Origin of the sequence: Duganella violaceipulchra (genome assembly GCF_019166075.1) — a bacterium.
GTDB lineage: Bacteria > Pseudomonadota > Gammaproteobacteria > Burkholderiales > Burkholderiaceae_D > Rugamonas > Rugamonas violaceipulchra.
This window is the reverse complement of record NZ_JAHTGR010000012.1, coordinates 200,774-227,381: the sequence shown is the minus strand read 5'-3', so window position 1 is coordinate 227,381 and position 26,608 is coordinate 200,774. Positions and strand designations below refer to the sequence as shown.

Below are 26,608 nucleotides of genomic sequence, written 5' to 3'. Positions count from 1 at the left end.
CGCCCTACTTCACCTCGCGCGCCAGCTTGAGCATCTGATAGCTGAGCGCGAGGCCGCGCCGCCTCGCCTCCGTCTGATTGATGCGGAAGGCCAGGCCGTTCGGTTCAATCACCAGCCCGATGATGGCGCCATTGCGGAACGATTCCGCGCTGTCGCCCACCACCAGCACCGGGTCATCCGCCAGCAGCTCCTGCCAGCGCCGCAGATCGCCGCGCACGCCCGCGCCCAGCACCAGCAGCTGGCATTGCGGCACCCGCTGCGGCTCGTTCAGCTGCAAGGTACGCACGACCACTCCGCCCGGCGTGGCCAGCATCAGCGCGCGCAGCGCGTCCTGCAAGGGCGCGTCGCCCGCCACGCAGTAGGTGAACTCGCGCTGCGGCGGCGGCGGCCATTGGGTCAGCTGGGCGAAGCGGTAGATGAAGGCCGCCTTCAATTGCAGCTGATCCTGCCCCGCGCGCGCGGGCGACGCCAGCGCGGCCAGCATCGGCAGCAGCAAGCAGGCCAGGCGCCGCGCCCTCATGGTCCGAACTGCCTGGTCAACGAAAAGCGCAGCACGCGCCCCTCCTGCCTGAACTGCTCATCCACGCCGGACGGCGCATCGTAATAGCGCACATTGGCGATGTTGTACAACGAGAGCGCGATGTCCGTCCCCACGCCGGGACGCCACAGCAAGGTGCTGTTGAACAGAGCATACCCCGGCAGCGCCACGGGTCCGATCGAACGGCGGCTCTGGCCCAGCATCTGCCACGACAGGCGCAGCCGGTCGCCTTGCAGCGGCTGACTGTACAGCAGCTTGGCCAGCGCGCGCGGCGAATTATCCAGGCGCCGTCCGGCCGTATCGGCGGTCCGCTGCAGGGACAACGCCGCCTGCAATTGCTGGCCGCCGGACCAGCGCCGCTCCAGCCCCAGCTCCGCGCCGACGTTGCGGATGCTGTCGCTGTTTTCAAACACCGTGGATTCCCGGTTAATGCTGATCAGGTCCCGCAGGCGCGACGCATACACCGAGGCCCGGTACTGAAAATTGTGGTTCAGCGCGTGCTCCCACGCCAGCTCCAGCGTGCGTATCCGTTCCGGCGATGGCAGCGGCGCCTCCAGCGGCGCGTTGACCTGGAACTCGAACAGGTTGGCCTCGCGGTAGGCGCTGCCGTACATCAGCTTGAGCGACGCATCGGGCACACCGCTCCAGATCCATGCGAAGCGTGGATTGGTATTGGTGCCGCCCACCATGGTGCTGTCGCGGCGCACGCCGAGCGTCACGCGGTGAGCATCGTTCAAACGCCAAGAGTCCTGCACGAACAGGCCGCGCCGCCGGTTATTGCCGTAAAAGGCGGCATCAGGCTCTTCCCCCGCCGGGCCGGCGACAATCGACTGGGTGCGGTCGTACTGGTATTCGAAGCCCGCCATCAATTCGTGATCGCGCCATCGCTGGGTGCTGATGCGCAGGTCCAGGTTGTACCAGCGGCCCAGCGCGAGATTGTCGAATTCGAGCACCGCCGCGTCCATGCGAACAAAGGGATAGACGCTCAGATAATCGCTGCGCTTGGACGACACGGCGCCATACAAGCTCCAGTCATTGCCCAGGTCCCGCCGATATTCGGCCGACAGGAAGTTATTGTTGTAGATGTTGCGGTTCTGGACCACGGGCAGGGGCGCCTCCGGCGGCAGGATGCGCGGCGCGCCTTGCTCGCGATGACTCAGGCCAGCGCGCAGCGTCCAGCCACCGTAGCGCCCCATGGCCAGCAGGCGCTGGCCGCGGTCCCAGTTGTGATCCTTGTAGAGCCCTTCGTCCTGCGGCAGCACCGAAAAGGGCGCGGCGATGCCGTCCTGTCGGAAGGCGCTCAGCGCCAGCCACGCTTCCCAGCCCTGCTCCGAGCGGTGGCCGACGCTGGCGCGCACCTCGCGCTTGCGGTCCGAGTCCACATTGGCCCGCACTTGCAGGCCATGCAGCTTGTCCGTGCCCTTGGTGATGATGTTGACCACGCCGAAGAAGGCGTTGTTGCCATACAGCGCGGAGCCCGGCCCCGGCGCATATTCGACGCGGTCGATCAGGTCGACGTCGACAAAGAACTCGGCGCCGAGCAAGCCGGCGTCGTAGATGTTCTCGTTGATGCGCATGCCGTCGACCAGGAACAGCAGGCGCGCATTGAAGTCGCCCGGCCGCCCCAGGCCGCGCGCGCCGACGTAGCTAAAATTGCCGTCCCCGGTCACGTACAGGCCCGGCATGCTGCGCAGGATGTCGGCCATATTGCGCATGCCATGGCGGGCGATGTCGATGGCCGTGACCACGTAGGTGACCGACGGCGCCTGCGACGCGCTCTGCGCGAAGCGCGATGAGGTGGATTCCTCGATGTCGCGCGTGACGTCGGTCGAGGTCTGCCGCAACAGCTCTTCCAGGCTGGCCGGCGCCTGCTGCTGCGCCAGCGCGGCAGCAGGCGCCCCGCAAACGGCGGCCAGCAGCAAACAGGTCTTACGCATCCGCATGCCGCGCTCTCCTGAAGGTGTTCTTGCCGGCCCGCTTGGCTTCATACATGGCCTGGTCGGACGCGTTGAGCAAGGCGGTGGCGTCGCTGGCGTCCAACGGCGCGAACGCCAGGCCCACGGTGGCGCCGATCGGCATGACCTCGCCGCGTATCGTCATCGTTACGTGCACCGCGTCGATCAGGCGCTGCGCCAGCTGCTCGGCCGCCGCCTGGTCCGGCAGCGCCGGCAGGATCAGCGCGAATTCGTCGCCGCCCAGGCGGCACAGCACATCGCGCGAACGCACCACGCTGGCCATGCGGCGCGACACTTCGCACAGCACTTCATCGCCCGCGTCATGGCCATGCTGGTCGTTGACGGTCTTGAAGTTATCCAGGTCGATGAACATCAGCGCCATCAACTCGCCGTGCTCCACGCTCATCGCCAGGTAGCGCTGCAACTCGCCCTGGAAGAACAGGCGGTTGGGCAGGCCGGTCAGGCTGTCCTTGTGGGCCAGCTGCTGGAACTGCTGGCCGGCCTCCTGCTCCTGCTCCAGTTGAAGGTGCAGGTCGGCCTGCCATATCTCGATCCGTTTCAGCATGTCGTTGAAGCGCTCGGTCAGGCGGCCGACCTCGTCGCGCCGGTAGACTGTGGCGCGCTTGCCGTAATCGCGTTCGCGGGCGATGTGTTCGGCCAGCCGGGACAACTCCACCAGCGGCGCCAGGGCGCGGCGCTGCACCAGCAGCAGCCCGCGCCAGGCGACCAGGATCGCCACCGCGATCAAGGCCGCCGACGCCGCGCTGAGCGTCAACACCGCCATCAGCAAGCCGTCCAGGCTCTCGCGCAGCACCAGCACGCCGACCACCTCGTCCTTCAGGCGGATCGGCGCCCATACTTCCAGCTCCTGCATCGTCACCGAGGCCGCGTCGGCCAGCAGCTGCGGGGCGAGCGGCGGCACGATGGGGGGCGTCGGCGCGCTGGCGTCGGCCTGCCACTGGGCGAACACCGCGCCGGCCGGTGTTTGCACCTGCACCAGCAGCAGATCGCTGCGGCGGGAAAACGCTTCGAGTTCGACCTGCGCGGCGGGACGGTCGGCAAACACCATCATCGGCGAGACGCTGTTGGCCAGCAGCCGCGCGCTCAGCTGCGCCGCGTGCACCTGGCGGCCGCGCGCGACATACCACGTGGCCGTCGCCAGCAGGGCGAAGGTCAGCAGCATGGTCACGCTGAGCAGCTGCAAATTCATGCGGGTCAGGCGCTGTACCAGCGAATCGGCGGGTTGAGATAAAGAGGCTTCAGACTCGGTCATGGGTGCAGTCGGCAGCGTGGGCGGCAAGGGGCGCGGCGGCGCCTCAGGCCCCCAATATTAGCATTTCCACAAAGAATGTTCTTGAGTGGGATTGTAAGCGCAAAGCAGGAGGATGTGGGGCGAAAGCTGGGGCGCCGTGGCGGCGTTGCCACCACGCGGCGCAGGACTGCGCGGGCGCCGCCGCGCCCAGGTCGGTGTGGTCAGGGTCGTATCAAGTGCGGCGGCGGGCCGCGACGGCGATGCCGAACAGGCCAAGCGACAGCATCAGCCAGGCAGACGGCTCCGGCACCGGGTTGATGTCATAGGTGATGTTGTCGATGCCGACGTTGTAGGCGCTGTCGCTCCACTCGATGCGGATGCCGCTCAGCGAGGTCCAGCTGCCATTGAAACTGCTGGCGGTATTGCCAGGCAGGCCGCCGACATTGCCATCGTAGCTGTAGAGCAGAGGACCGTCGATCGCGGAAATCGTCAGGTGCGTGCCGCGCGTGGTGTCGGCATAGGCGCCGAGGTCGAAGTGGCCGAGGGTGACGGCCTGGCCGTTCAGCGGCACCAGGTCGATCCGCGCCGCCGAGTTGCCGTCGCCGCCGACCGCCCAGGCCACGCCGCGCAGGGTGTTGTAGTTGGCGTCCCACCAGCTCAAACTGGTGTCGCTCACGCGCGGGGCCGAGTACCGCACATCGAGCACGCCGGCCACGTCGCCGTAGGACTGGGCGATAGAGCCGTAATTGGTGCAGCCGACGATGCTGCCGTAGCCGTCCGCCGCATTGTTACAGACGCTGGCGGGCGGATTGAAGTCGATCACGCCTGCCTGCGCCAGCGCGGCGGCGCCACTCAGCGCCAATACCAACAGCGTCTTTTTCATATTATTTCTCCTGGGGTGGTTGCGGTCAGCTCCGATATTGTTCCAGACAGCCCTGGCGATGTCTATTCGATATTTCTTTCCCCGGGTCCCAAGTGCATAGCTTGCAACTAAGGAGCCTCGGTCGCAGATCAACACGGGCCAGCCATGGTATTCTGTCGCCCTTCGCCTTTAACACTAGCTCTCGCTCACCCGCACATGAAAACGACCCTCTACGGCATCCCGAACTGCGATACCGTCAAAAAGGCCCGCGTCTGGCTGGCCGACCAGCAGCACGATTTTGTCTTCCACGATTTTAAAAAACAGGGACTGAGCCGCGAAATCGTCGCCGGCTGGCTCCAGCACCTGTCGCGCGATGTGCTGGTGAACAAAAAAGGCACGACCTGGCGCGCGCTGTCCGACGAGCGTAAAGCCGCCATCGTCGACGACGAAAGCGCCATCGCGCTGATGCTGGAAAATCCGTCCGTGATCAAGCGCCCGGTGCTGGACAAGGACGGCAGCTTCGCCGTTTCCTTCTCCGACGCCCAGTACAAACAAATCTTCGACAAATAATATGACACCTTCCAAGACCCTGGCGCTGACCGAAAAGCTGATCGCCCTCTCCTCTGTCACCCCGGACGATAAAGGCTGCCAGCAGCACTTGATCGATTTGCTGTCGCCGCTGGGCTTCGCCTGCGAGGTGATCGAATCGAACGGCGTGACCAATCTGTGGGCCCGCCGCGGCACCACCGCGCCGCTGCTGGTGTTCGCCGGCCATACCGACGTCGTGCCCACCGGCCCGGTCGAGCAATGGCGCTCGGAGCCCTTCAACCCGACCCACCGCGACGGCAAGCTGTATGGCCGTGGCGCGGCCGACATGAAGACCTCGATCGCCGCCTTCGTGGTGGCCTGCGAGGAGTTTGTCGCCGCCCACGCCGACCATAAAGGCTCGATCGCCTTCCTGATCACCAGCGACGAGGAAGGCCCGGCCACCGACGGCACCGTCATCGTCTGCAATATGCTCAAGGAACGCGGCGAGACGCTGGACTACTGCATCGTCGGCGAGCCGACCTCCGACGAAACCCTGGGCGACATGATCAAGAACGGCCGCCGCGGTTCGCTGTCCGGCAAGCTGACGATCAAGGGCGTGCAGGGCCACATCGCCTACCCGCAGCTGGCCAAGAACCCGATCCACCTGGCCGCGCCTGCGCTGGCCGAGCTGGTGGCGGAACGTTGGGACGAAGGCAACGAGTACTATTTGCCAACCTCCTGGCAGATGTCCAACATCAACGGCGGCACGGGCGCCAACAACGTCATCCCCGGCGAGATGATCATCGACTTCAACTTCCGCTTCTCGACCGCCAGCACCCACGAGGAGCTGAAGCGCCGCGTGCACGCCATCCTGGACAAGCACAACCTGCACTACGACCTGAAATGGGCGCTGAGCGGCTTGCCCTTCCTGACGCCGCGCGGCACCTTGAGCGACGCGCTGTCGGCCGCGATCAAGTCGGAAACCGGCGTCACCACCGAATTATCGACCACCGGCGGCACCTCGGATGGACGCTTTATCGCTCAGATCTGCCCTCAGGTGATAGAATTCGGGCCTCCCAACGCAAGTATCCACAAGATCGACGAGCATATCGAGCTGCGTTTTGTCGATCCGCTGAAGAATATCTATCGCCGTACACTGGAAAACCTGCTGGCCTGACCGCTGGCGGCGCGGCGTGCGCAAACCGATTACTGTTTTACCGAGATAGCCATGAACACGACTCCTTTCACCACGCCGCGCGACCTGTTGCGCTACGCCGTCACCCGCTTCAACACCGCCAAGCTGTTCTTCGGCCACGGCAGCGTCGAAGCGTTCGACGAAGCGGCCTACCTGATCCTGCACACACTCAAGCTGCCGCTGGACCACCTGGACCCGTTCCTCGACGCCAAGCTGCTGCCGGAGGAAATCGCCGCGGTCATGGCCGTCATCGACCGCCGCACCAACGAGCGCGTGCCGGCCGCCTACATCACCAACGAGGCGTGGCTGGGCACCTACAGCTTCTACGTGGACGAGCGCACCATCGTGCCGCGCTCCTTCATCGCGGAACTGATCCCGCAGTACTTCGCGCCGTGGGTCAACGAACCTGAAAACGTCGCCAACGTGCTGGAACTGTGCACGGGCTCCGGCTGCCTGGCCATCATGCTGGCCGACGCCTTCCCGGACGCGCACGTGGACGCGGTCGACATCTCGGCCGACGCGCTGGAAGTGGCGAAGAAGAACGTCGTCACCTACAAGCTGGAAGACCGCTTGACGCTGATCCAGTCCGACCTGTACGCCAATGTACCGGACAAGAAGTATGACCTGATCATCACCAACCCGCCGTACGTCAACTCGTCATCGATGAGCAAGCTGCCGATGGAGTACCGCGCCGAGCCTGAACTGGCGCTGGACGGCGGCAAGGACGGCATGGACCTGGTGCGCAAGATCGTCGCCGGCGCGGCGGAGCGCCTCACCGACGACGGCATCCTGATCGTCGAAATCGGCAATGAACGCGAGTTCGCCGAAGCGGCCTTCGGTGAACTGGGCCTGACCTGGCTCACCACCAGCAACGGTGACGACATGGTATTCCTGCTGACCGCAGACCAGCTTAAACTCTAAGAAGAACAACTAATGATTCGCTTTATTCAAGTAAGCCTGATGCGCGGTATTAAACCGCTGCTGGAACAGGTCGATGTCACCCTCAACCCAGGCGACAAGATTGGCCTGATCGGCGCCAACGGCGCCGGCAAATCCAGCCTGTTCGCGATGATGCGCGGCGAGCTGCACCCGGACCAGGGCGAGATCGATTTCCCGGCCAAATGGCGCGTCGCTTACGTGGCGCAGGAAACCCCGCCGCTGGACCGCGCGGCGCTCGACTACGCCATCGACGGCGACGTCACCCTGCGCAAGCTGGAAGCCGAACTGGCACGCCTGGAATCGGAGCCTGAATCGTCCGAGAACGGCATCGCCATCGGCGAGATCTACAGCGCCCTGGCCGACGCCGACGCCTACACCGTGCAGTCGCGCGGCGAACAGCTGCTGCTGGGCCTTGGCTTCTCGATCGACCAGATGCGGCAGCCGGTGGCCAGCTTCTCCGGCGGCTGGCGCATGCGCCTGAACCTGGCGCAGGCGCTGATGTGCCCTTCCGACCTGCTGCTGCTCGATGAACCGACCAACCACCTGGATCTGGACGCGATCATCTGGCTGGAGGACTGGCTCAAACGCTACGCCGGCACGCTGCTGATCATCTCCCACGATCGCGACTTCCTCGACGAAGTGGTGAACGTGGTGGTGCACATCGACGAGCGCAAGCTGAAACGCTACTCGGGCAACTACTCGTCCTTCGAACGTCAGCGCGCGGCGCAGATGATCCTGGCCGCCGGCGCGCTGGAAAAGCAGCAGCGCAAGCGCGCCCACCTGGAATCGTTCGTCAACCGCTTCAAGGCCCAGGCCTCCAAGGCCCGCCAGGCGCAGAGCCGCATGAAGGCGCTGGCCAAGATGGAAGAACTGGCGCCGCTGCGCGCCGCCGCCGAATTCTCGTTCGAGTTCCGCGAGCCGCTCAGCGCCCCGAATCCGCTGCTGGTGATGGAAGACGTCGACGCCGGCTACAAGATCGAGAACGACGAAACCGGCGAGATCACCCACAAGACCATCGTCAACAAGATCAAGTTCTCGCTGCAGATCGGCCAGCGTATCGGCCTGCTGGGCGTGAACGGCGCCGGCAAATCGACGCTGATCAAGACCATCGCCGGCGAGCTGTCGCCGCTGACCGGCGACGCCACCATGGGCAAGGGCCTCAACATCGGCTACTTCGCCCAGCACCAGGTGGAGATGCTGCGCCACGACGAATCGCCGCTGTGGCACCTGGCCAAGATCGCGCCGACCGTGCGCGAACAAGAGCTGCGCAACTTCCTGGGCGGCTTCAACTTCCCCGGCACCATGGTCACCAGCTCGATCGCGCCGTTCTCCGGCGGCGAGAAGGCCCGCCTGGCATTGGCCTTGATCGTCTGGCAGCGCCCTAACCTGCTGCTGCTCGATGAACCAACCAATCACCTGGACCTGGAAACCCGCGAGGCGCTGACCGAAGCGCTGGCGCAGTTCGAAGGCACGCTGGTCGTCGTCTCCCACGATCGCCACTTGCTGCGCGCCACCACCGACGAATTCATCATCGTCGCCGACGGCAAGCTGCAGCCGTTCGACGGCGATCTGGACGACTACAAGGATTGGCTGTTCAAGACCAAGCTGGGTAAGGGCACCGACGTGCTGCCGGCCGCGGGCAAGGCCAACAAGACCGACTTCCCCGTGACCTCGCCGGTCGCGCCGCCGACCGCCGCCGCGCCGGCTGCGCTCAGCAAGGACCAGAAGCGCCAGCAGGCCGAAGACCGCCAGCGCCTGGCCACGCTGCGCAAGCCGCTGGAGCAGAAGATCAAGCGCCTGGACGACCAGATCGCCAAGCGCAGCGCGCAGAAAGCCGATGTGGATGCGGCCCTGGGCGAATCGTCGATCTACGACGCCGCCAACAAGGCCAAGCTGAAACAGCTGCTGGCCGATCAATCCTTCTTCACCAAGGACCTCGGCCAGCTGGAAGCTGAATGGCTGGAGTTGCAGGAACAGCTGGAAGCGCTGGCCTAAGCCGCCTGGCGGGCGCCGATTTTGACTTTTTGGATCGACATCAGCTTATCGATGTCGACCACGATCAGCCGGCGCCCGTCCGCTTCGCCGATACCGACCAGGTACTCCACCGCGCTGGCGCCGGGTATCGGCTGGATCTGCCCCAGCGTCAGCTGGACGATATCCGTCACCCCATCCACCACCATCCCCATCACGCAGCTCGACAGCTTGAGGATGATCACGTCCGTCAGCGGATCGTGCTCCGGCGGCCGGGGCCCGAAGGCGATGCGCATGTCGACGATCGGCATGATCACCCCGCGCGAGACCGCCACCCCGGCCACGATCTCCCCCTCCGAGGAAAACCGCTCCAGCGCCTTCAAGGGCCGCAGCTCTTGCACCTTGCTGAAGTCCAGCGCGTAGTCCAGGCCACCGAGCCGGAACACCAGATATTGGCCCGGCGCGGCGGTGGCGTTTGCGCTGGCGGCTTGCGTTGTCAATGAAGGCATGATGATCCTTTCGTCCGGGACGTGCGGTAACAGGCATGTGCCATCCTACCTTCGCCCCCCGCCGCGGTCGTTGAGCGGCGTCAATATTCACCCGGCTCCCGGTTGCTGATTTGCTACAATGAATTCATGACGACAGAACTCCCTCTCAGCGGCATCCGCGTACTGGACCTGACCCGCTTGCTGCCCGGCCCCGTCGCCACCATGCACCTGGCGGACATGGGCGCGGAAGTGATCAAGATCGAAGACCCCGGTCCCGGCGACTACGCGCGCGTCATGGGGCCGGTGCGCAATCAAGTGTCGCAGTTCTTCGTCGCCGTCAACCGCGGCAAGCGGATGATGCGGCTCGACCTGAAGGACGCCGCGCACCGCGAGCAGCTGCTGGCGATGGTGGAGACGGCCGACGTGCTGGTCGAAAGCTTCCGCCCCGGCGTGATGGACAAGCTGGGCCTGGGCTGGCACACGCTGCGCCAGCGCAATCCCAGGCTGGTGATGTGCGCGATTTCCGGCTACGGCCAGCACGGCCCCTTTGCCCAGTTGGCGGGGCACGACATCAACTACATCGGCTACGCCGGCATGCTGGACCAGAACGCCGGCGCCGACGGCGTGCCCGCGCTGCCCAACCTGCAAGTGGGCGACCTGCTGGGCGGCGCGCAATCGGCGCTGCAAGGCATCCTGGCGGCGCTGGTGGCGGTCAAGATGGGCGGCGCCGGGCGCTTTGTCGACGTCTCGATGACGGCCGCCGTGATGGCACATAACATCATGCCGCTGGTGGCGGTCAACAACGGCGCGCCCGCCATTCCGGGCCGCGACCTGCTGACCGGCGGCGTCCCCTGCTACAACGTCTACCGCACGGCCGACGGCCGCTACATGGCGGTCGGCGCGCTGGAGCTCAAGTTCTGGCAGGCCTGCTGCGACGTGCTGCAACGACCGGACCTGAAGCCGCGCCACTGGCAACTTGGCCAGCAGATCGGTGGCGCGGACGCGGTGGCGCTCAAGACGGAGCTGGAGGCGCTGTTCGCCACCCGCACGCTGGCGCAATGGACCGAGGCCTTCGCCAGCGCCGACTGCTGCGTTTCGCCGGTGCTGCGCACCGAGGAAGCCTTGCGGCATCCGCTGTTCCGCGACATCGTCAGCCGCCGCCCGCACGACACCGAAGGCGAGTCGTGGTCGGTGGCGCAACCGGTGAGGTTCGCGCCGTGATCGATGTGAACGAAGTGGAGTTCAACGCCATCCGCGCCCAGGGGCCGGGCGGGCAGAACGTCAACAAGGTATCCAGCGCGGTGCACCTGCGCTTCGACATCGTCAACTCGTCGCTGCCGGAGCACATCAAGGAGCGCCTGCTGGCCATGCGCGACCAGCGCATCACCAAGGACGGCGTGGTGGTATTGAAGGCGCAACAATCGCGCAGCCAGGAAGCCAACAAGGAAGAGGCCTTGCGCCGCCTGCAGGAACTGGTCGACAGCGTGGCCGTGCTGCCCACGGTGCGCCGCCCCACCCGGCCCACCCGCAGCTCGCAGCGCAAGCGCCTGGACGGCAAGACCAAGGACGGCGAACGCAAACAACTGCGCGGCAAAATCAGCCTGTAAGCTAGTCCGTGTCCGGCGCCCAGGAGATCGGCCCGGCGGCGCCGGAATAGATGGTGCTCATGCCGGCCGCCGTGGCGCGCACCTTGGCCTTGACCTCCTTGGCCGGCCGGTCATGCGCGGGCGGGCCGTCCGGCACAAAGGTCATGGTCCGCAGCAGCACGTCGCCGGTCAGGGTCTCGACCATGCAACGCGAGCCGCTCATCACGGAAGCCTTCTGCCGCTGCACCTGGTTGACCTCTTCCTGCGCCTGCTCCTGCTGCACCTGCGCCGCCTTCATCGCCAGCGAAATCTTCGCCACCGCCTTCAGCGACGGCCCCACCGCCGCCGCCATCCGGTGGAACAACGGCTCCTGCTCCGGCGTCAGCATCACCTCGCGCTTGCGCACGCGCGTGGCCAGCGTCAGGTAGTTGCGCACCTCGGTCTGGCCGGTGATGGTGTCGATCTCCACCTTGCGCATATTGGCCTCGTGCGCCGCGTGCTGCACCCTGGGCTGCAACTCGGCGATCTTCTTGTCGAACTTGGAGGTGTCCGGCACCAGCGTGTAGAGCAGCATTTCGTTCTGCTTGCGCGGCCCGGCGTTGGCGATCTCGATCTTGCGGGCGGCGATGGCGCAGCCCTCGGCCACCTTGATCACCACTTCCTCGGCCATGATCTCGCAGTTGCTCGCCTCGCCGATCACCACCCGCGTGCCGGAGATGATGCAGCTCTCCGCGCGCGCCAGCGTCACCTCGCCGCGCCTGGTCTGCAGCACCGCGCCGGAGGCCACGCCCTGCACCCGTATGGCGCCGTCGGCGTTGGTGACTGTGCCGCCCATCAGGTTGCGGCTCAGGACGATGTCGCCGCCGCGCGAGGTGATGATGCCGAACACGTCGCCGTGGATGGTGATGCTGCCGCCTTCGACCGAGCGCTGTTCCTGCACATCGCCGAATTCCTCGTACTCGCCGGTCAGCTGCAAATTGCCGGTGGTGCGCGCGCTGACGCCTTCACGGCTGATGATCTTGGGGCCGATCGACAGCCGCTTGCTGGCCGGGTCCACGCTGAGGAAGCCCTCCACCGCCGACACCAGGTACTCGCCGTCGCGCAGGTTCTCGATCACCGTGCCCTCGCCGGCCACGCTGCTCAATTCGATGTCGCGCGGGACCGGCGGCTCCAGCACGATGCCCGACAATTCATAGCCGCGCACACCCGCCGTGCGCGGCACCTTGCGCAGCAGCTTGACATTGGGTTTGACCTGCGGGAAGCGGTTCTGGAAGGCCTGCAAATCGAGCTTGCCGTCCGACCTTTCGCGCGGCGCATTGCTGCGATGGATATCCTGCGACACTTCGACGATGGTGGCGTCGCGTCCCGCCGTGGGGTTGAGGCGGCGGGCGACGATGATGCGCGCCAGCCGCCCGCTCGTGATCACGTCGCGCACGGCCGGCGCGTCGATGCCGAAGCGTATGCCCTTGACCCACATGTCGGAAACGAATTCGTCGAAGTTCAGGCGCGCCGGTTGCGGCGGCATGTCCGGCACCTCGAAGAACACCGGCTCGAAATAGTATTCAGCCTCGCCGTTGATGATCTTGACGGACTTGTACAGCGACCGGCGCGGCGGATGAAACGGCTCGATGCTGTCGGCGAAGCGTATCATCGGCTTGCTGGTCACATTGGCCGGCAGGTCCGGGCCGCAGTTGTAGAGCAGCTTGACGAAGACCGCGTAATCGAGCTTGGCGAAATAGGCGCTGCCGAGGAACACCTGGCTGACCGCCGACAGGCAGGAAACGGCCGAGGCGTCGGCGGCGAAAAAGACGCCGTCCGCGCGCTTGACGATCGCTGCGGGCAGCTCGCTCTCCGCGTTCAAATCCAGCGCCGTCGCGTCATCAGACACAGTAATCCCCAGGAAAATGTACGTCGAAACGCCGCCCGGCCAGGCGTCGCTTCTTCACTTTGTAATGTTGAATCTAGATTAGCATGAACCGCAGGCATTGTGCGCGCACCTGGGCTAGCCAGCCACTGGCCGCTGCCGCGCGTTGAGGTGCCAGTCCAGCGAACCGGCGCTGTCGCTGAACAGCACCTCGCCGCCGTTGGGCGTGCCGCGCAGGCGCTGCTTGATATCCTTGGCAGGCAGCTGCGTCAGCGCTGCGACGTCGGCCTGGAACGGCATGGTGCGCACCACCGTGTCGCCGCTGACCATGTGCAGGCCGCAGCGCGCCACGCCCGCCGCTTCCGCCTTCTGCTCGAGCACCCGCACCAGCTTATCCTGCAACAGCTTTTGCTGCGTCTGGCCTGCTTGCAGCTCGGTGCGCAGCCTGGAGATGGCCTGCAACTCGGTCGCCACCGCGCCGGCGATCTTGCGCAGGTGCTGGCCCTGGTCGGCGGTCAGTTGCAGCTCCTGCACCCGCAGCCTTTCGGCCAGCGCCAGGTAGCGCCGCACGTCCGGTACCGCCGCGATGCGCTCGGCCTCCTCGCGCGCGGCCAGGTTGGCCGCCTCGAAGCCCGCCACCCGCAGTTCCAGGTCGGCGATCTCCTGGTCGAACTGGCTGACATCCTTCACCAGCACATAGATGACCATCTCGGTGCGGCGGCGCGGCCCGGCGTTTTCGATTTCGACATTGCGGCCGGCCACCGCGCAGCCCTCGGCCACTTCGATGCGGATTTCTTCGGCGATGATCTCGCAGTTGGAGGCCTCGCCCAAGATAACGCTGGTGCCGGAGATGACGCAGTTCTCGGCCCGGCCGATGTGGATCGCGCCGCTGCGGGTGGAGATCACCGAGCCGGAAGCGACGCCGGTGACGGTGATGTTGCCGGCCGCGTTGGCGATACTGCCGCTGACCAGGTTCTGGTCCAGCACCACGGTGCCGCCGCGCGAATGGATATTGCCGTAGACGTTGCCGTGCACCGTGATGTCGCCGCCGGTGACGTCGCGCTGCTCCTGCACGTCGCCGAATTCCTCGTAGGCGCCGGCCAGTTCCAGATTGCCGGTGGTGCGGCCGCTGACGCCGTCCTTGCTGACGATTTTATCGGTGATGGAGATGCGGTTGGACTTGGAATCGACGTTCAGGAAGCCTTCGCGGGTCGACACCAGGTACTCGTCGTCGCCGACCATCACGGCATCGGTGCCGTCGCCGGCGAAGAAGCGCAGCGTCAGGTCCTTGGGCGTCGCGGCCGGCGTCATGCGGCCGGCCAGGTCGAAGCCCGGCTGCCCCGGCACGGCGGGCAGCTTTTTCAACAGCCGCACATTGGCCTTGATCTGCGGGAAGCGGTTCTCGAAGCTGCCCAGGTCGATGCGGCCGTCGGCCTTGGTCTTGGGTGCGTCGCTGCGGTGCAGGTCGGACGACACTTCGACCACGGTCGCGTCCTGGCCCGGCTCCGGTTCCAGCTCGGTGGCCACGGTGATGCGGTCGGCCTTGGTGGAGGCGATGGCCGCCGCCACGGCCGCCACCTCGATGCCGAACAGGATGCCCTTGTTCCACATTTCGGCCACGAACTCGTCGACGTCCAGCTTGGTCGGCCGCTCCGGGATCACGGTGCCGTCGGGCAGCGTCATCTCGTCCAGGTACAGCGTCTCGAAATAGTATTCGGCGTAGCCGCGCCCCATCTTGGGATTCTTGTACAGCGCGATGCGCTCCGGCTCCATCACGCGCAACTCCGTCGCCAGCCGCGCCGGGGCCGGCACGCCGGTATCGGGGCCGACGCCGTACAGCGCCTTGACCAGCAAGGGATAATTCAAGCCGACGAAATAGCAGTGGGAATGGAAGACTTCATTGATGGCGGCGGTCAGCGTCAGCGGCGACAGCGACAGGTCGATATAGATGCCGTCCGGCCGCTTCAGCAAACCGACAGGCAAGCCGCTTCCCGGAGCGTGAGTCTCCTGGCCTGGCACGGCAGGGGCAACCTCTTGAACCACCATCTTCCTCCGAACGGCACGCGGCCGAAGGGCATTGCGTGCAATTAACTAATCTTACACTTAGACTAAGGAAAAGAAAGTGATTTTCGTGGCGTAGACGACACAACTGTGAACTTATTGCTACAGATCAATATTGGATCAATAACAAAGTATCAAGTCGTCAATGGCGAGGAGGGTTGGCGTAGATGTCCTGGCCGGCTTCGTTGATCTGGCGGCGCAGGTCGCGGCGCTCATCCGGCGTCAGGCGGCCGGCGCGGCGATTCATTTCGGCGTTGCGGCCGGCTTCCTGCATGGCGCGGCGCTGCTCTTCGGCGCGGGCCTCGTAGCTGCGCGGATCGAGCTGGCGCGGCTCGGCCTGGCGGGTCGGCTGGGCGTCGCGCGCAGGCAGGGCGCGGGGTTCTTCACGGCGCGGAGCGTCACGCTCCGACGACCCGTCATGCGCCATCGCGGCGCCGCTCAGCAACAGAACACCCAGCAGGGATCGAACGCAAAAATTTGCGCTTGCTGCCGCGTAGTTTTTTTTGTGATCGATGCCCATGACGTTCCTAAAAAGCTGAATCTGTGACCAGAGTGTATGATGCTTTACCTGAGGGGGTAAGACGAATTGGGTAAAGTTTGTAACACTTTGTAATGGGTTGTCACAGACGTTTTCGCAATGCGAATATGACGTTACCATAGCAACATGAATATGACAAATCTGGCAGCCAAATGACAAGCACAACGACAGAATCCGGCAACACCTCCGCCAACCAGCATGGCCACCAGGCCAAAATCATGGTAGTGGACGACGACGTGCGCCTGCGCGACCTGCTGCGCCGCTACCTGACCGAACAAGGCTTCAACGTCTTCACCGCCGAGAGCGCGACCGCCATGAACAAGCTGTGGCTGCGCGAGCGCTACGACCTGCTGGTGCTGGACCTGATGCTGCCGGGCGAAGACGGCCTGTCGATCTGCCGCCGCCTGCGCGGCGCCGGCGACCAGACGCCGATCATCATGCTGACCGCCAAGGGCGAAGACGTGGACCGCATCGTCGGCCTCGAAATGGGCGCCGACGACTACCTGCCGAAGCCGTTCAACCCGCGCGAGCTGGTGGCCCGCATCGGCGCCGTGCTGCGCCGCCGCGGCCCGGACGAGATCCCCGGCGCGCCGTCGGAAACCCCGCAGTCGTTCGAGTTCGGCCAGTTCGTGCTGGACCTGGGTACCCGCACGCTGAAGAAGGCCGGCGAGACCGTGCCGCTGACCACCGGCGAATTCTCGGTACTGAAAGTATTCGCCCGCCACGCGCGCCAGCCGCTATCGCGCGAAAAGCTGATGGAACTGGCGCGCGGCCGCGAATACGAAGTGTTCGACCGCAGCCTGGACGTGCAGATCTCGCGCCTGCGCAAGCTGATCGAGCCCGATCCGTCGAGCCCGCTGTACATCCAGACCGTCTGGGGCCTGGGCTATGTGTTCATTCCGGAGGGGCAGCCGCGCTAAAGCGCGGGCGTGCGCATGAAGTTTCCGTCGAAGTTTCCGTCGAAGTTTCCGTTTACGTTTAGAGCCGCCAGCCTGAAAAGCGGCTTGTTCTGGCGCACCTTCTTCCTGCTGGGCGCGCTGACCACCACCAGCATGACCGCCTGGGTCGCCATGATCAGCGCGGTGCAGCACGAGCCGCAGGTGCAGCAGATCTCCTCGCAGGTGATCTCGGTGGTCACCATCACCCACGCCGCCCTCACCCACTCCGCGCCCGAACTGCGGCGCGAACTGCTGTTCGATCTGGTGTCCAACGAGGGCATCCGCGTGTTCACGCTGGAGGACGACGACAAGGTCGATCCGCCGCCCGACAACGCGCTGATGCCCGACATTCAGAAGCTGGTCAAGGCCAAGCTGGGCGAGGACACCCGCTTCTCGGCGCGCGTCAACGGCGTGGCCGGCTTCTGGGTCAGCTTCAAGATCGATGACGACGCCTACTGGCTGATGCTGGAACGCGAACGCATCCGCGGCCTGACCGGCATCCAGTGGCTGGGCTGGGCCAGCGTGGTGTCGGTGGTGTCGCTGCTGGGCGCGGCCTTCATCTCCAGCCTGATCAACCTGCCGCTGCGGCGCCTGACGCAAGCCACGCGCGCCTTCGCCCAGGGCAAGCGGCCGGAACGGCTGCCGGAAAAAGGCCCGATGGAAATCATGGAGGCGAACCGCAGCTTCAACCAGATGGTGGTGCAGCTGCAGCAGGTGGAGTCGGACCGCGCCGTGATCCTGGCCGGCATCTCGCACGACCTGCGCACGCCGCTGGCGCGCATGCAGCTGGAGGTGGAGATGGCCAACCTGTCGAGCGAGGCGCGCGAGGGCATCCAGTCCGACATCGGCCAGATGGACGACATCATTGGCCAGTTCCTCGACTACGCCAAGCCGACCGAGGTGTCGAGCTTCATCAACGTCGACCTCAGCGAGCTGCTGCAGGACACCGCACATGAAGCCGGCCGCCTGCCGGACGTGCGCATCAGCACCGACATCGTGGCCAACGCCCACGTGATGGGCAACGCCACCGACATCAAGCGCGTCATCAACAACCTGATCGAGAACGCCCGCCGCTACGGCAAGACGCCCGGCAGCGAGCTGACCGAGATCGACATCAAGTGCAGCATGAAGGGCATGCACACCTCGCGCCGCGTGATCGTCGAGGTGCAGGACCACGGCAACGGCGTGCCGGCCGACCAGATCGAACAGCTGCTCAAGCCCTTCACCCGGCTCGACACCGCGCGCGGCCAGGCCAACGGCGCCGGGCTGGGCCTGGCCATCGTCGACCGCGTGATGCTGCGCCACGGCGCCGAGCTGCACGTGCGCAACCGCGAAGGCGGCGGCCTGCTGATCCAGATCGTGATGAAGGCGGCTTGATGCTGGCAAGGTATTTTGCGATGTTGCTGGCGGCGGCCGGGCCGGCAGTGGCCAAACCGGCCAAGCCGCCCGCGCCTCCGCCGATCGAACAGCGCGCCCCCAGCGACGAGGAACGCAGCTCCTTCGACGACTACTTCCGCCAGAAGATGCTGGCCGAGTCCAGGGGCGCGCGCCCGGTGCCGCCGCTGTTCGCGCCGGAGTTCGACATCCAGCGCCAGCGCGGCAAGCCGTGGCAGGTGGTGGCGCGCGTCGACTCGGCGCCGCGCCATTCGGCGGTCGACCTGTGCCGGCAAATCCGTTCGAGTTTTGTCTACGACGCCAAGGCGCCCCAGGATAGCCGCTGGACCGAGTCGGCCCAGCCGCCGAGCTGGCATGTATGGCTGGCCCAGCCCAAGACTATCTGCACCGCCGCGCCGCACACGGTGTTGATGGACCAGGCGCTGCCGCCGGAGGACGTGGTGGCGCTGCTGCGCCAATATCCTGAACTGCTGAGCCGCGCGCGCCTGCTATTCGCCGGCAACTCGCAATGCATACGCCAGCGCGCCCTGCCCTTCACGCTGCGCGCGATCGGGCCGGCGGCACCGGTGGCCGGCGCACCCGTAATGTTCAGCCTGGTATTTGAAAGCGACCGCGACACCATCGCCCGCGTCGCCGTGCGCAAGCACCGCGGCGAGTATGCGGCCTGGAACGTCAGCTGCGACTGACGCTGCTGCCGCGGTTGATCGGGTGGTCCTCCGGCTCAAGCAGCCTGGTCAGCAGCAGCTCGGTCGAGCCGTAGCCGTACAGCGAATCCGCCTCCAGGCCTTGCGTATCGTAGGGCACGGACTCCTCGCGCTCCGAGCGGCTCGGGTCGGCGTCCGAATACGTCACGCGCCAGGCGCGCTTGAGCGAATCGGCGCGGCGCAGGAACTGCGGCATCGGCCACAGCGCCGGATTCCAGTCGACGATATCGCCCAGCACGCGCCAGTGGCCGCTGGCCAGCGCCATGTCGCCCACCCGCAGCACCTTGACGGCGTCCTGCGGTTGCAGCGTATTGAGCTCCTCCAGCGACGGCAAGCGCGGCAGCTTGGGCCCGAACAGATACGCCAGCATGATCTTGCTGCCTGGCGACAAACGCGCCACCAGGCCCCAGCCATAGCCGCCATCCAGCAACGGTATGGCAAACCAGCTTCCCTCTTGATACGACTGCCTCATTCCCACCCTTTCACTTGCACGATGCAGCAGAGTGTCGCCAAAATGTATGGACATGATGGCGCCTCCGTTAAAAGCTGTGTCTGCTTCGTTGGCGCCGTGTGGCGCAAACCGCAAGTGTAGCGGCGCGGCACGGATCGCGGCGCACGGCACCGCATGTGCTACACTAGCGCCTCGCTAGGGGTCCTGGAGCTTTTGCTGCCGGGTGAGAGATACCCTTCGTACCTGATCTGGATAATGCCAGCGAAGGAAAGCGCAAAGTAGTTCTCCCCTTCTTTGATGGCTCTCTTCGCGGCTCCCAGCCAAGAACAAAAGAGAGAGCACATGAACACACCAAGATTCGCAGTTTCCGCCATCGCCCTGGCGGTACTCCACGCATTCCCCGGCGTTGCCGTCGCTGCCTCCTCCGCCGCCGAGCAAGCCATGCCCGAAGTGGTGATTACCGGCGCCAAGGCGCAGGCCAGCCGCGCCGCCGTGGCCGGCTTCTCCAACGCGCCGCTGCTGGAAACCCCGGCCTCGGTCAGCGTACTGACTTCGCAGCAGATGCTGGACCTGCAAATCCGCTCCACCACCGACGCCGCCCGCTACGACGCCAGCATCGGCGACTCCTACAACGCGGTCGGCTATTCCGAGCAGTTCTCGATCCGTGGCTTCAAGCTGGACAACGCCTCCAGCTACCGCAAGGACGGCATGGCCATCCCGGCCGACACCCAGATCCCGCTGGAGAACAAGGAACGCCTGGAAGTGCTGAAAGGCCTGTCCGGCCTGCAAGCGGGCGTTTCCGCGCCGGGCGGCATCGTCAACTACGTCACCAAGCGCCCGACCGATACGCCGCTGCGCACGGTGGTGCTGGAAGAACGCGAGCGCGGTACACTGTACGGCGCCGTCGACCTGGGCGGCCGCTTTGAAGACCAGCGCTTCGGCTACCGCTTCAACGCCGCCGGCGAGCGCCTGCGCTCCTACATCAAGGGCGCCGACGGCAACCGCAAGTTCGTCTCGGCCGCCTTCGACTGGAAGATCTCGCCGCAGGCGCTGCTGCAAGTGGACGCCGACTACCAGAAGAAATCGCAAGTGACCGCGCCCGGCTTCCAGCTGTTGAACAACACCACGCTGCCGAACATTCCGGCCGACACCATGCTCAACAACCAGCCGTGGAGCCGTCCGGTCGAGACCACCAGCAGCAACATCGGCGCCCGCTTCGAGTACAAGTTCACGCCCGACTGGAGCACCACCGTCAGCGCCAACCAGCACCAGTTCAAGCGCGACGACTACACCGCCTTCCCAGGCGGCTGCACCGCACAGGGCCTGTATTCCGGCTTCTGCGGCAACGGCGACTACGACGTCTACGACTACGTCAGCCTGGGCGAGAAGAAATCGCCGCTGACGGTGCAGGCGCTGGTGCAGGGCAAGTTCAGCACCGGCTCGTTCAAGCACGAGTTCACCGGCGGCGCATCGTTGTTCAAGAACAGCGAGAAATGGGGCGATTACCTGTACACCCAGGCAGGCACCGACGGCCACGCATTCAGCAACATCTACCATCCGATCATGGTGGCGCCGAACGGCGGCACCAGCAAACCGGTCTCCGAGCGCCGCAGCGACAACGAACGCGCCTTGTTCGCGCAGGACATCCTGAGCATCAACGAGCAGCTCAAGCTGCACGCCGGCGCACGCTTTGTGCAGGTCAAGCGCGACGAATTCGTCGATGCGACGCTGCCGTTCGCCCACACCAACGTCGGCTTCTGGCTGCCGAATGTGGCGCTGGTGTACAGCCTGCGTCCCAACGTTTCGGTCTACACCTCGTATGCACAGGGCCTGGAACATGGCGGCGTTGCGCCGATCGGCACCGAGAACACCGGCCGCGCACTGGCGCCGGGCAAATCGAAGCAGGTCGAAGTGGGCGTCAAGGCCGACATCCATCCCGACCTGAGCGCCAGTGTGGCGATGTTCGAGATCCGCAAGGGCCTCGAATACACCGATGGCCAGAACTACTTCGTGCGCAACGGCCAGGCGCAGCACCGCGGACTGGAAATGGCACTGAACGGCCGCGCCTCGCGTGACTTGACGGTGGGCGTCTCGGCCATGGCGCTGAACTCGCAGCAGCGCGACACCGGCTCGGCGGAACTGGACGGCAAGCGCGTCGCCGACGTCCCGGCCTTCAAGTCGACCGTCTACGCCAACTACGCGGTGCCGCAAGTGGCCGGCCTGTCTATCAGCGCCAACTGGATCTATTCGGGCAAGAAAGCGTTCGACAAGGCCAACCAGGTGTTCGTGCCGAGCTACCATGTGATGAACCTGGGCGGCGCCTACGCCACCCGCATCGGCGGCGTGCAGACCACGCTGCGCGCCAGCATCGACAACGCGTTCGACAAGTTCTACTGGCGCGACGTCACGCCGGAACTGGGTGGTTACCTGATGCCGGGCGCTTCACGCACCTTCCGCGTGTCGGCCCAGTTCGACCTTTAAAAGACCAGCTGCACGCGCATCGAAAAACTCTTCGCTGCGCGTGCCGAGTTCCTGCCGATCAGGTAAGCGAATTCGTACTTGATCTCCTGCCGGCCGATATCGCGGTGTCCGAACACCGCCGGCCCGGCGCGGTGCGACTGCTGCCGGTATGGCAGCCAGTCATTCCACTTCCCCACTTCGCCGAACGCCTGCACGCCAGGCTGCAACCACGGCTTCCAGTTATGTTTGACCTGCAGCTGGTAGGTCAGCTCCATCGGATGCTCGCCGCCGCCCGGCGCCACGCGATAGTCGCGCTGGAAGAACAGGTTGGCGTTGAACTGGGTGCGGCCGATTTCCGTTTGCAGCACCGGGCCCCATTCGAGCGCGTAGCCGTCGGCATTGTTGCGCGCCTTTTCCAGCTTGGTGTGCAGCGCCAGGTCGAAGGGATACTGGCCTTGCGTCAGCAGGTAATCGTTCTGCCAGGCCGTCTCCACCCAGTGGCCGGCGCCGCCGTTGAATTTGCTCCACTTGGCGTACAACTCCGTGTACCAGCGCGACGTGACGCCGTAGCCGATGCCGATTTCCGGCGCCGCCACGGTGCGGCCGTTGTAGTGGGCGTTCCAGTATTTATAGTCGAGGGATGCCTGGCCTTCCACATCGTAGGTGGAGACCAGGTAGTAGCCGGTATCGGCCAACGCCAGCGGGGACACACACATCAATATCGCCGCCAGCCGTTGCTTCATGGTAGATGCCGCTCCACTTGGGATAATCGCTCGCCGGGATCGCCCGACACCAGCAGATAGGGTATCCCACGCGCCGCCAGCTCGTCCAGCAGCATGCGGTTGATGATGACGCTCACTTCCTCGGATTCCCGCTGCAAGCCGTCGGCCACCCAGGGTATGTCGGCCGCCATCACCAGCGTACAGGCATAGTCCTGCTGGTGGCTGGCCGCCAGCGCGGCCAACTGGTCGTCGATGCCGCCGAAATAATGGCGGCCGTAGACCACCGTCATCAGCGGCGCGGTGTCGCAAAAAAGATACTTGCCGGCGCGCGGCGCGGCCGCATCCTCGCGGTCGCGCTGCGTTTCGGCGATGTGGAACTGGTCGGCCACCACCGGTATCCGGGCTTCGGTGTCGACGAACTCGCGCAGGTACTCGGGCACCCACAGCGTTTGATAGTGCTCGGCCAGCGCCGCCGCCAGCGTCGATTTGCCGGACGAGGTGGTGCCCAGTATGGCCACCCGTAGCGGCGCGTGCGCGTTCATTCCAGCGCCATGCGGCCGTTGCTGCCGTCCGTGGTGTCGTGGCTCCAGGCGCGCAGTCCGATCACCGCCATGCCGACGAAGACCGCGTACAACACCGCCGTCAGCACCAGGTGCTTGTGCAGGTACAGCGCCACATACAACACATCGACGATGATCCAGACATGCCAATTCTCGACCTTTTTACGCGACAGCAGCAGCTGCCCGACCAGACTGCCGGCGGTCAGGAAACCGTCGGAGTTGGGCACGTCGGTGTCGGTATACGATTTGAGGAACCAGGCCAGCAGCGCGAAGCCGGCCAGCCAGCCGCCCGCGGCCCACCAGTGGCCACGCGCGTCCAGCGCGGACACGGGCAAGCGCGCGTGGCTATCGTCGCCGTGCAGCCACTGGTACCAGCCGAAGAACGACACGGCGATGAACACCAGCTGCAAGCCCATGTCGCCATACAGCCGCGAACCGAAGAACACCAGCCCGTAGGTGGCCGACGAGATGATGGCGAACAGCCAGCCCCAATGGCTCTGGCGGATGTTCAGCCACACCGTGGCCACCGACAAAATGAAGGACACCAGTTCCAGCGGGGACGTGGCCACGCCTGCCAGGTGCCACGGCATGTTCAGGTACCCCAGGAGAACCGATAGCTCGTTCATTATTTTTTCTTGGCCGGATACTTGATGGTCAGCTCTTTGAGCACGTTATCAGCGTGGTCCACTTCGGCCATCACCCACAGCATATAGCGGATATCCATGTGGATGGCGCGGGTGATGGCGGTGTCGAAGTACCAGTCCTTGGTGATGGACTCGTAGGTCGAATCGAAATTCAGGCCGATCAACTCGCCGTTCTTGTTCATCACCGCCGAGCCGGAATTGCCGCCGGTGGTGTCGGCGCTGGTCAGGAAGTCAACCGGCACCGTGCCCAGGATCGGGTCCATGAACTGGCCGTAGCGCTTGGCCTTGATCGCGTCGAGCAGCTTTTTCGGCGCGTTGAACGGGTCCTTGCCGGTGTTCTTCTCGACGATGCCCTCGACCGTGGTGAACGGGCCCTTGGTGATGCCATCTTTGGGCGAGTAAGGCGACACCGTGCCGTAGGTCACGCGCAGCGTCGAATTCGCGTCCGGATAGACCGGCTTGCCCTGCGACTTCTTCCACGCGATCACGGCCTGCATGTATTGCGGGATCACGCGTTCCAGGTTGCCGTCCAGTTCCTTGCGGCGTTCCTTCAGCGTCTGCGTCACGTCGTCCAGTTTGACGGCCAGTTGCAGGAAGGCGTCGTCCGACGCGGCCAGCGCGGCGGCGTCCTTGCCCACCCACGCCAGGCGCTTGGCGGTATCGCCCAGCGACGACTTGACGTACATGGCCGGCACCGCATCGACGGCCGGCAGCAGCGCGTCCATGCCGAAGACGTGCATGGACTTCGGCAGCTTGGCGTAGCGCTGCAAGGCGGCGACCTGGCGCGCCTGGTCAACGCTGCCCACATACGACTGCTCCAGGCGGTTCAGGCGGGCCTTGATGAAGGTCAGGTCGCGCTCCTGGTAGCCGGTTTCGCGTTCCGCGTCCGGCTTGGCGCTCTCGCGCGCCAGGCGGTACAAGGTGGTCGCGCTCTTCAGCAGGTCGCCGGTGGTGGCGACGCTGTAGCCGAATTCCTCGTCGCTCAGCGCCAGGTCGGCGGCGATCACCGCGTCCAGTTCGGCCAGCAGGGTTTTCGACACGCCCGGCTGCCTGGCGTACCAGGCGCGGAACTGCGCATCCTGCACGTCCTTGATGGCGGCGATGTCCTTGCGCGCAAAGCCGTCCAGCAGGCCCTGGGTTTTCTTCATCACGTTGTTCATGCCCTTGTCGACGCTGGCGTAACGCACGGCGGCGGCGGCATTGCCCTTGGTGGCGGCGGCGATCACGTCCAGGTCGGCCTGGATCTCGGCCACCTTGGCCGGATAGGCGAAATCGCGCGCGGCGCGGATTTCCGACGGCAGCTTGTAACGGCTGGTGCGGCCAGGGTAACCGGCCAGCAGCACCGGATCGCCGTTTTTCAGGCCGGCGGCGGAGACCACCAGGAAGTCCTTGGAGTGGTAAGGCACGTTATCCGGCGATGGATCGGCCGGACGGCCGTCCTTGCCCACGTAGGCGCGCAGGAAGGAGTAGTCGCCGCCCTGGCGTGGCCATTCGTAGTTGTCGATGTCGCCGCCGAAGTTACCGATCATGTCGGCCGGCGCGTACACCAGGCGCACGTCGCGTATCATCATCTGGCGGATGCGGTAGTACTCCAGGCCGCGATGGAAAGCCGGCACCGAGCAGCGGTAGATCTTGTCGTTTTCGCATTCGGCGATCAGCGCCTTGATCGATTTTTCCACCGCCTCGTGGCGCTGCTTGCCGCTCATGGTGTCGCTGACGCCCTTGAGCACGCGGTCGGTGACGTTTTCGACCTTGTCGGTCACGTAGACCAGCGTGTTCGGGCCGCCCGGCAGCTCTTCGGCGCGGGTCTTGGCCAGGTAGCCGTCGACGATGTAGTTGTGTTCAGGGGTGGCGTTGCGCTGGATCGCGCCATAGGCGCAGTGGTGATTGGTCACCACCAGGCCGGCGTCCGACACGAACGATGCCGAGCAGCCGCCCAGCGAAACGATGGCGCTCATCGGATGCTTGGACAGATCGGACAATTTCTCGGCCGGGATGGTGATGCCGATGCGCTTCAATTCGGATTTCAGCTGCGGCAGCTGGTATGGCTGCCATTGACCTTCGTCGGCCTGGGCCGCAGCGGCGCCCATCAGGGCCACCGGAAGTACTAGATATTTTAACAAGATATACACCCCAGTTTGAGTTCTGGCGGCAGTATATTCCTTCTGCGGATAGCTGAAAATGCTTTTATGTGTTGCCAGGCATTGAACTGGGGAGGCGGATATTTCCTAATTCAAAGTTCCATTACGCAGCTTGATATGCGTTAAATGGTGAGCGGCGCAATCGCCTTAAGCTTTGAGCAGCCCAAGGATTACCACCCGCCACCGCCAGAAGGCTCCTGAATTGCAATGAATAGACGAGGCTAGTCATGGCTATAAAACCCGAATATTTCTTTAGTTATATCGCCCCCGGTACATCACAGTATGTCTTCATTCATGGTTACGGGGACAGAGAGTTCATAACCTATAGCATGATCATTAACAAGGTAGAAATTCCAAGCCTTGGAGATGGAAGAGCAACCCTTTCACCAGGGGAAACAATTCGTTGGTCGGTTGACGGCAGTGTTGCGCGTATTGTGACCGTGGCCAATACCGGGTCCCACGCGATCAACGCATTAATTCTTGCGCAAAGCGAATTTTTTTAGGATGTCGATAGGAGGAATCCATGGGTATGACGAAGGTTCACGTATGGCACGACCTCGATGGCAAAATTGTGGCTGTGGGGCAGCCAGTTGGCGGCGCCAAATGCCTTCCCGGTGCTTCCAGAAAACACCACGTGCTTGAAATCGAGGTGGATGAATCAGAAATTTCATCGCTGCATCGGACTCACATGATAGATCCACTACGCAAAGTCGCAGTTGAAATTCCAACCATTTAGCTGTAACAGTTGACCGCCGTCTTAACATCGAGAACGCGAGGATAGTCAGCGCGCTTCGGCGCTTCCGCGCTTCGGGGTCA

Annotated in this window: 25 protein-coding genes and 1 riboswitch; of the genes, 12 read left to right on the top strand and 13 right to left on the bottom strand. The window is 64.7% G+C overall.

Annotated elements, in window-relative coordinates; translation table 11 throughout:
* Positions 1 to 4 precede the first annotated feature (4 nt).
* The 4 genes from KVP70_RS22335 to KVP70_RS22320 form a co-directional block, all read right to left on the bottom strand.
* Positions 5 to 520, bottom strand: a complete 516-nt coding sequence (locus KVP70_RS22335; RefSeq protein ID WP_217944443.1) for a YfiR family protein — start codon at positions 518 to 520, stop codon at positions 5 to 7.
* On the bottom strand, positions 517 to 2,481 hold the full coding sequence (locus tag KVP70_RS22330) for a TonB-dependent receptor plug domain-containing protein (protein ID WP_217944441.1): 1,965 nt from the start codon (positions 2,479 to 2,481) through the stop codon (positions 517 to 519). The genes KVP70_RS22335 and KVP70_RS22330 overlap by 4 nt, the downstream gene beginning before the upstream one ends.
* Complete coding sequence (locus tag KVP70_RS22325; RefSeq protein WP_229225017.1) at positions 2,468 to 3,766, bottom strand: sensor domain-containing diguanylate cyclase; 1,299 nt, start codon at positions 3,764 to 3,766, stop codon at positions 2,468 to 2,470. The genes KVP70_RS22330 and KVP70_RS22325 overlap by 14 nt, the downstream gene beginning before the upstream one ends.
* Before the next feature lie 211 nt (positions 3,767 to 3,977).
* Positions 3,978 to 4,628, bottom strand: coding sequence for a PEP-CTERM sorting domain-containing protein (locus KVP70_RS22320; RefSeq protein ID WP_217944439.1), 651 nt, complete (start codon positions 4,626 to 4,628; stop codon positions 3,978 to 3,980).
* 195 nt (positions 4,629 to 4,823) lie between these two features.
* Between KVP70_RS22320 and KVP70_RS22315 the strand changes: the two genes are divergently transcribed.
* The 4 genes from KVP70_RS22315 to KVP70_RS22300 are packed head-to-tail and all read left to right on the top strand — an operon-like array spanning position 4,824 to position 9,264.
* Positions 4,824 to 5,177 carry an ArsC family reductase gene (locus KVP70_RS22315; RefSeq protein WP_217944437.1) on the top strand — a complete coding sequence of 118 codons (354 nt, stop codon included), beginning with the start codon at positions 4,824 to 4,826 and terminating at the stop codon, positions 5,175 to 5,177.
* A gap of 1 nt (position 5,178) precedes the next feature.
* Entirely contained in the window at positions 5,179 to 6,312 is a 1,134-nt protein-coding gene (gene dapE, locus KVP70_RS22310; RefSeq protein ID WP_217944435.1) for a succinyl-diaminopimelate desuccinylase, read from the top strand.
* 51 nt (positions 6,313 to 6,363) lie between these two features.
* A complete protein-coding gene (prmB, locus tag KVP70_RS22305) occupies positions 6,364 to 7,251 on the top strand; it encodes a 50S ribosomal protein L3 N(5)-glutamine methyltransferase (RefSeq protein ID WP_217944434.1) in 888 nt (295 codons plus the stop codon).
* A 39-nt stretch (positions 7,252 to 7,290) separates the two neighbouring features.
* Entirely contained in the window at positions 7,291 to 9,264 is a 1,974-nt protein-coding gene (locus KVP70_RS22300; RefSeq protein WP_229225016.1) for an ATP-binding cassette domain-containing protein, read from the top strand.
* On the opposite strand, the gene KVP70_RS22295 is transcribed toward KVP70_RS22300, so the two are convergent.
* On the bottom strand, positions 9,261 to 9,749 hold the full coding sequence (locus KVP70_RS22295; protein WP_217944430.1) for a chemotaxis protein CheW: 489 nt from the start codon (positions 9,747 to 9,749) through the stop codon (positions 9,261 to 9,263). The genes KVP70_RS22300 and KVP70_RS22295 overlap by 4 nt on opposite strands.
* Positions 9,750 to 9,875: 126 nt before the next feature.
* On the opposite strand from KVP70_RS22295, the gene KVP70_RS22290 reads away from it, so the two are divergent.
* Complete coding sequence (locus tag KVP70_RS22290; protein ID WP_217944428.1) at positions 9,876 to 10,949, top strand: CaiB/BaiF CoA transferase family protein; 1,074 nt, start codon at positions 9,876 to 9,878, stop codon at positions 10,947 to 10,949.
* The gene (gene arfB / locus KVP70_RS22285; protein WP_217944426.1) at positions 10,946 to 11,335 is read left to right on the top strand and encodes an alternative ribosome rescue aminoacyl-tRNA hydrolase ArfB; all 390 of its coding nucleotides are present in this window, start codon (positions 10,946 to 10,948) and stop codon (positions 11,333 to 11,335) included. The genes KVP70_RS22290 and arfB overlap by 4 nt, the downstream gene beginning before the upstream one ends.
* 1 nt (position 11,336) lies before the next feature.
* Here arfB and KVP70_RS22280 read toward each other — a convergent pair whose 3' ends face one another.
* The 3 genes from KVP70_RS22280 to KVP70_RS22270 all read right to left on the bottom strand — a co-directional run bounded on the left by KVP70_RS22280 (position 11,337) and on the right by KVP70_RS22270 (position 15,759).
* Positions 11,337 to 13,202, bottom strand: coding sequence for a flagellar assembly protein A (locus tag KVP70_RS22280; protein ID WP_262311737.1), 1,866 nt, complete (start codon positions 13,200 to 13,202; stop codon positions 11,337 to 11,339).
* Positions 13,203 to 13,316: 114 nt separating this feature from the next.
* On the bottom strand, positions 13,317 to 15,161 hold the full coding sequence (locus KVP70_RS22275; RefSeq protein WP_229225015.1) for a flagellar assembly protein A: 1,845 nt from the start codon (positions 15,159 to 15,161) through the stop codon (positions 13,317 to 13,319).
* A 220-nt stretch (positions 15,162 to 15,381) separates the two neighbouring features.
* Complete coding sequence (locus KVP70_RS22270; protein ID WP_229225014.1) at positions 15,382 to 15,759, bottom strand: hypothetical protein; 378 nt, start codon at positions 15,757 to 15,759, stop codon at positions 15,382 to 15,384.
* A 170-nt stretch (positions 15,760 to 15,929) separates the two neighbouring features.
* On the opposite strand from KVP70_RS22270, the gene ompR reads away from it, so the two are divergent.
* Genes ompR through KVP70_RS22255 form a run of 3 tightly spaced genes read left to right on the top strand, consistent with a single transcriptional unit; the run spans position 15,930 to position 18,796 of the window.
* Positions 15,930 to 16,697, top strand: coding sequence for an osmolarity response regulator transcription factor OmpR (ompR, locus tag KVP70_RS22265; RefSeq protein ID WP_020702208.1), 768 nt, complete (start codon positions 15,930 to 15,932; stop codon positions 16,695 to 16,697).
* A 15-nt stretch (positions 16,698 to 16,712) separates the two neighbouring features.
* Positions 16,713 to 18,092, top strand: coding sequence for an ATP-binding protein (locus KVP70_RS22260; protein ID WP_217944424.1), 1,380 nt, complete (start codon positions 16,713 to 16,715; stop codon positions 18,090 to 18,092).
* The gene (locus KVP70_RS22255) at positions 18,092 to 18,796 is read left to right on the top strand and encodes a hypothetical protein (RefSeq protein WP_229225013.1); all 705 of its coding nucleotides are present in this window, start codon (positions 18,092 to 18,094) and stop codon (positions 18,794 to 18,796) included. Before KVP70_RS22260 ends, KVP70_RS22255 begins: the two co-directional genes overlap by 1 nt.
* Here KVP70_RS22255 and KVP70_RS22250 read toward each other — a convergent pair.
* Positions 18,783 to 19,286, bottom strand: a complete 504-nt coding sequence (locus KVP70_RS22250; RefSeq protein ID WP_217944422.1) for an Imm26 family immunity protein — start codon at positions 19,284 to 19,286, stop codon at positions 18,783 to 18,785. The genes KVP70_RS22255 and KVP70_RS22250 overlap by 14 nt on opposite strands.
* A gap of 166 nt (positions 19,287 to 19,452) precedes the next feature.
* Positions 19,453 to 19,552, top strand: a riboswitch (TPP riboswitch).
* A 55-nt stretch (positions 19,553 to 19,607) separates the two neighbouring features.
* On the opposite strand from KVP70_RS22250, the gene KVP70_RS22245 reads away from it, so the two are divergent.
* On the top strand, positions 19,608 to 21,746 hold the full coding sequence (locus KVP70_RS22245; protein ID WP_217944420.1) for a TonB-dependent siderophore receptor: 2,139 nt from the start codon (positions 19,608 to 19,610) through the stop codon (positions 21,744 to 21,746).
* On the opposite strand, the gene KVP70_RS22240 is transcribed toward KVP70_RS22245, so the two are convergent.
* Genes KVP70_RS22240 through KVP70_RS22225 form a run of 4 tightly spaced genes read right to left on the bottom strand, consistent with a single transcriptional unit; the run spans position 21,743 to position 25,774 of the window.
* The gene (locus KVP70_RS22240) at positions 21,743 to 22,468 is read right to left on the bottom strand and encodes a hypothetical protein (RefSeq protein ID WP_217944418.1); all 726 of its coding nucleotides are present in this window, start codon (positions 22,466 to 22,468) and stop codon (positions 21,743 to 21,745) included. The genes KVP70_RS22245 and KVP70_RS22240 overlap by 4 nt on opposite strands.
* Positions 22,465 to 22,989, bottom strand: coding sequence for an AAA family ATPase (locus KVP70_RS22235; protein WP_217944416.1), 525 nt, complete (start codon positions 22,987 to 22,989; stop codon positions 22,465 to 22,467). Before KVP70_RS22235 ends, KVP70_RS22240 begins: the two co-directional genes overlap by 4 nt.
* A complete protein-coding gene (pnuC, locus tag KVP70_RS22230; RefSeq protein ID WP_416053851.1) occupies positions 22,986 to 23,633 on the bottom strand; it encodes a nicotinamide riboside transporter PnuC in 648 nt (215 codons plus the stop codon). The genes KVP70_RS22235 and pnuC overlap by 4 nt, the downstream gene beginning before the upstream one ends.
* A complete protein-coding gene (locus KVP70_RS22225; RefSeq protein ID WP_369698894.1) occupies positions 23,633 to 25,774 on the bottom strand; it encodes a S46 family peptidase in 2,142 nt (713 codons plus the stop codon). Before KVP70_RS22225 ends, pnuC begins: the two co-directional genes overlap by 1 nt.
* Before the next feature lie 245 nt (positions 25,775 to 26,019).
* Between KVP70_RS22225 and KVP70_RS22220 the strand changes: the two genes are divergently transcribed.
* Together KVP70_RS22220 and KVP70_RS22215 are read left to right on the top strand one after the other, a co-directional pair.
* Positions 26,020 to 26,295 (top strand): hypothetical protein, encoded by a 276-nt coding sequence (locus KVP70_RS22220; RefSeq protein ID WP_217944414.1) that lies wholly within the window; start codon positions 26,020 to 26,022, stop codon positions 26,293 to 26,295.
* Between the two features lie 20 nt (positions 26,296 to 26,315).
* Positions 26,316 to 26,528: a hypothetical protein gene (locus tag KVP70_RS22215; RefSeq protein ID WP_217944413.1), complete on the top strand. Its 213-nt coding sequence runs from the start codon at positions 26,316 to 26,318 to the stop codon at positions 26,526 to 26,528.
* The last annotated feature ends 80 nt before the right edge of the window (positions 26,529 to 26,608 follow it).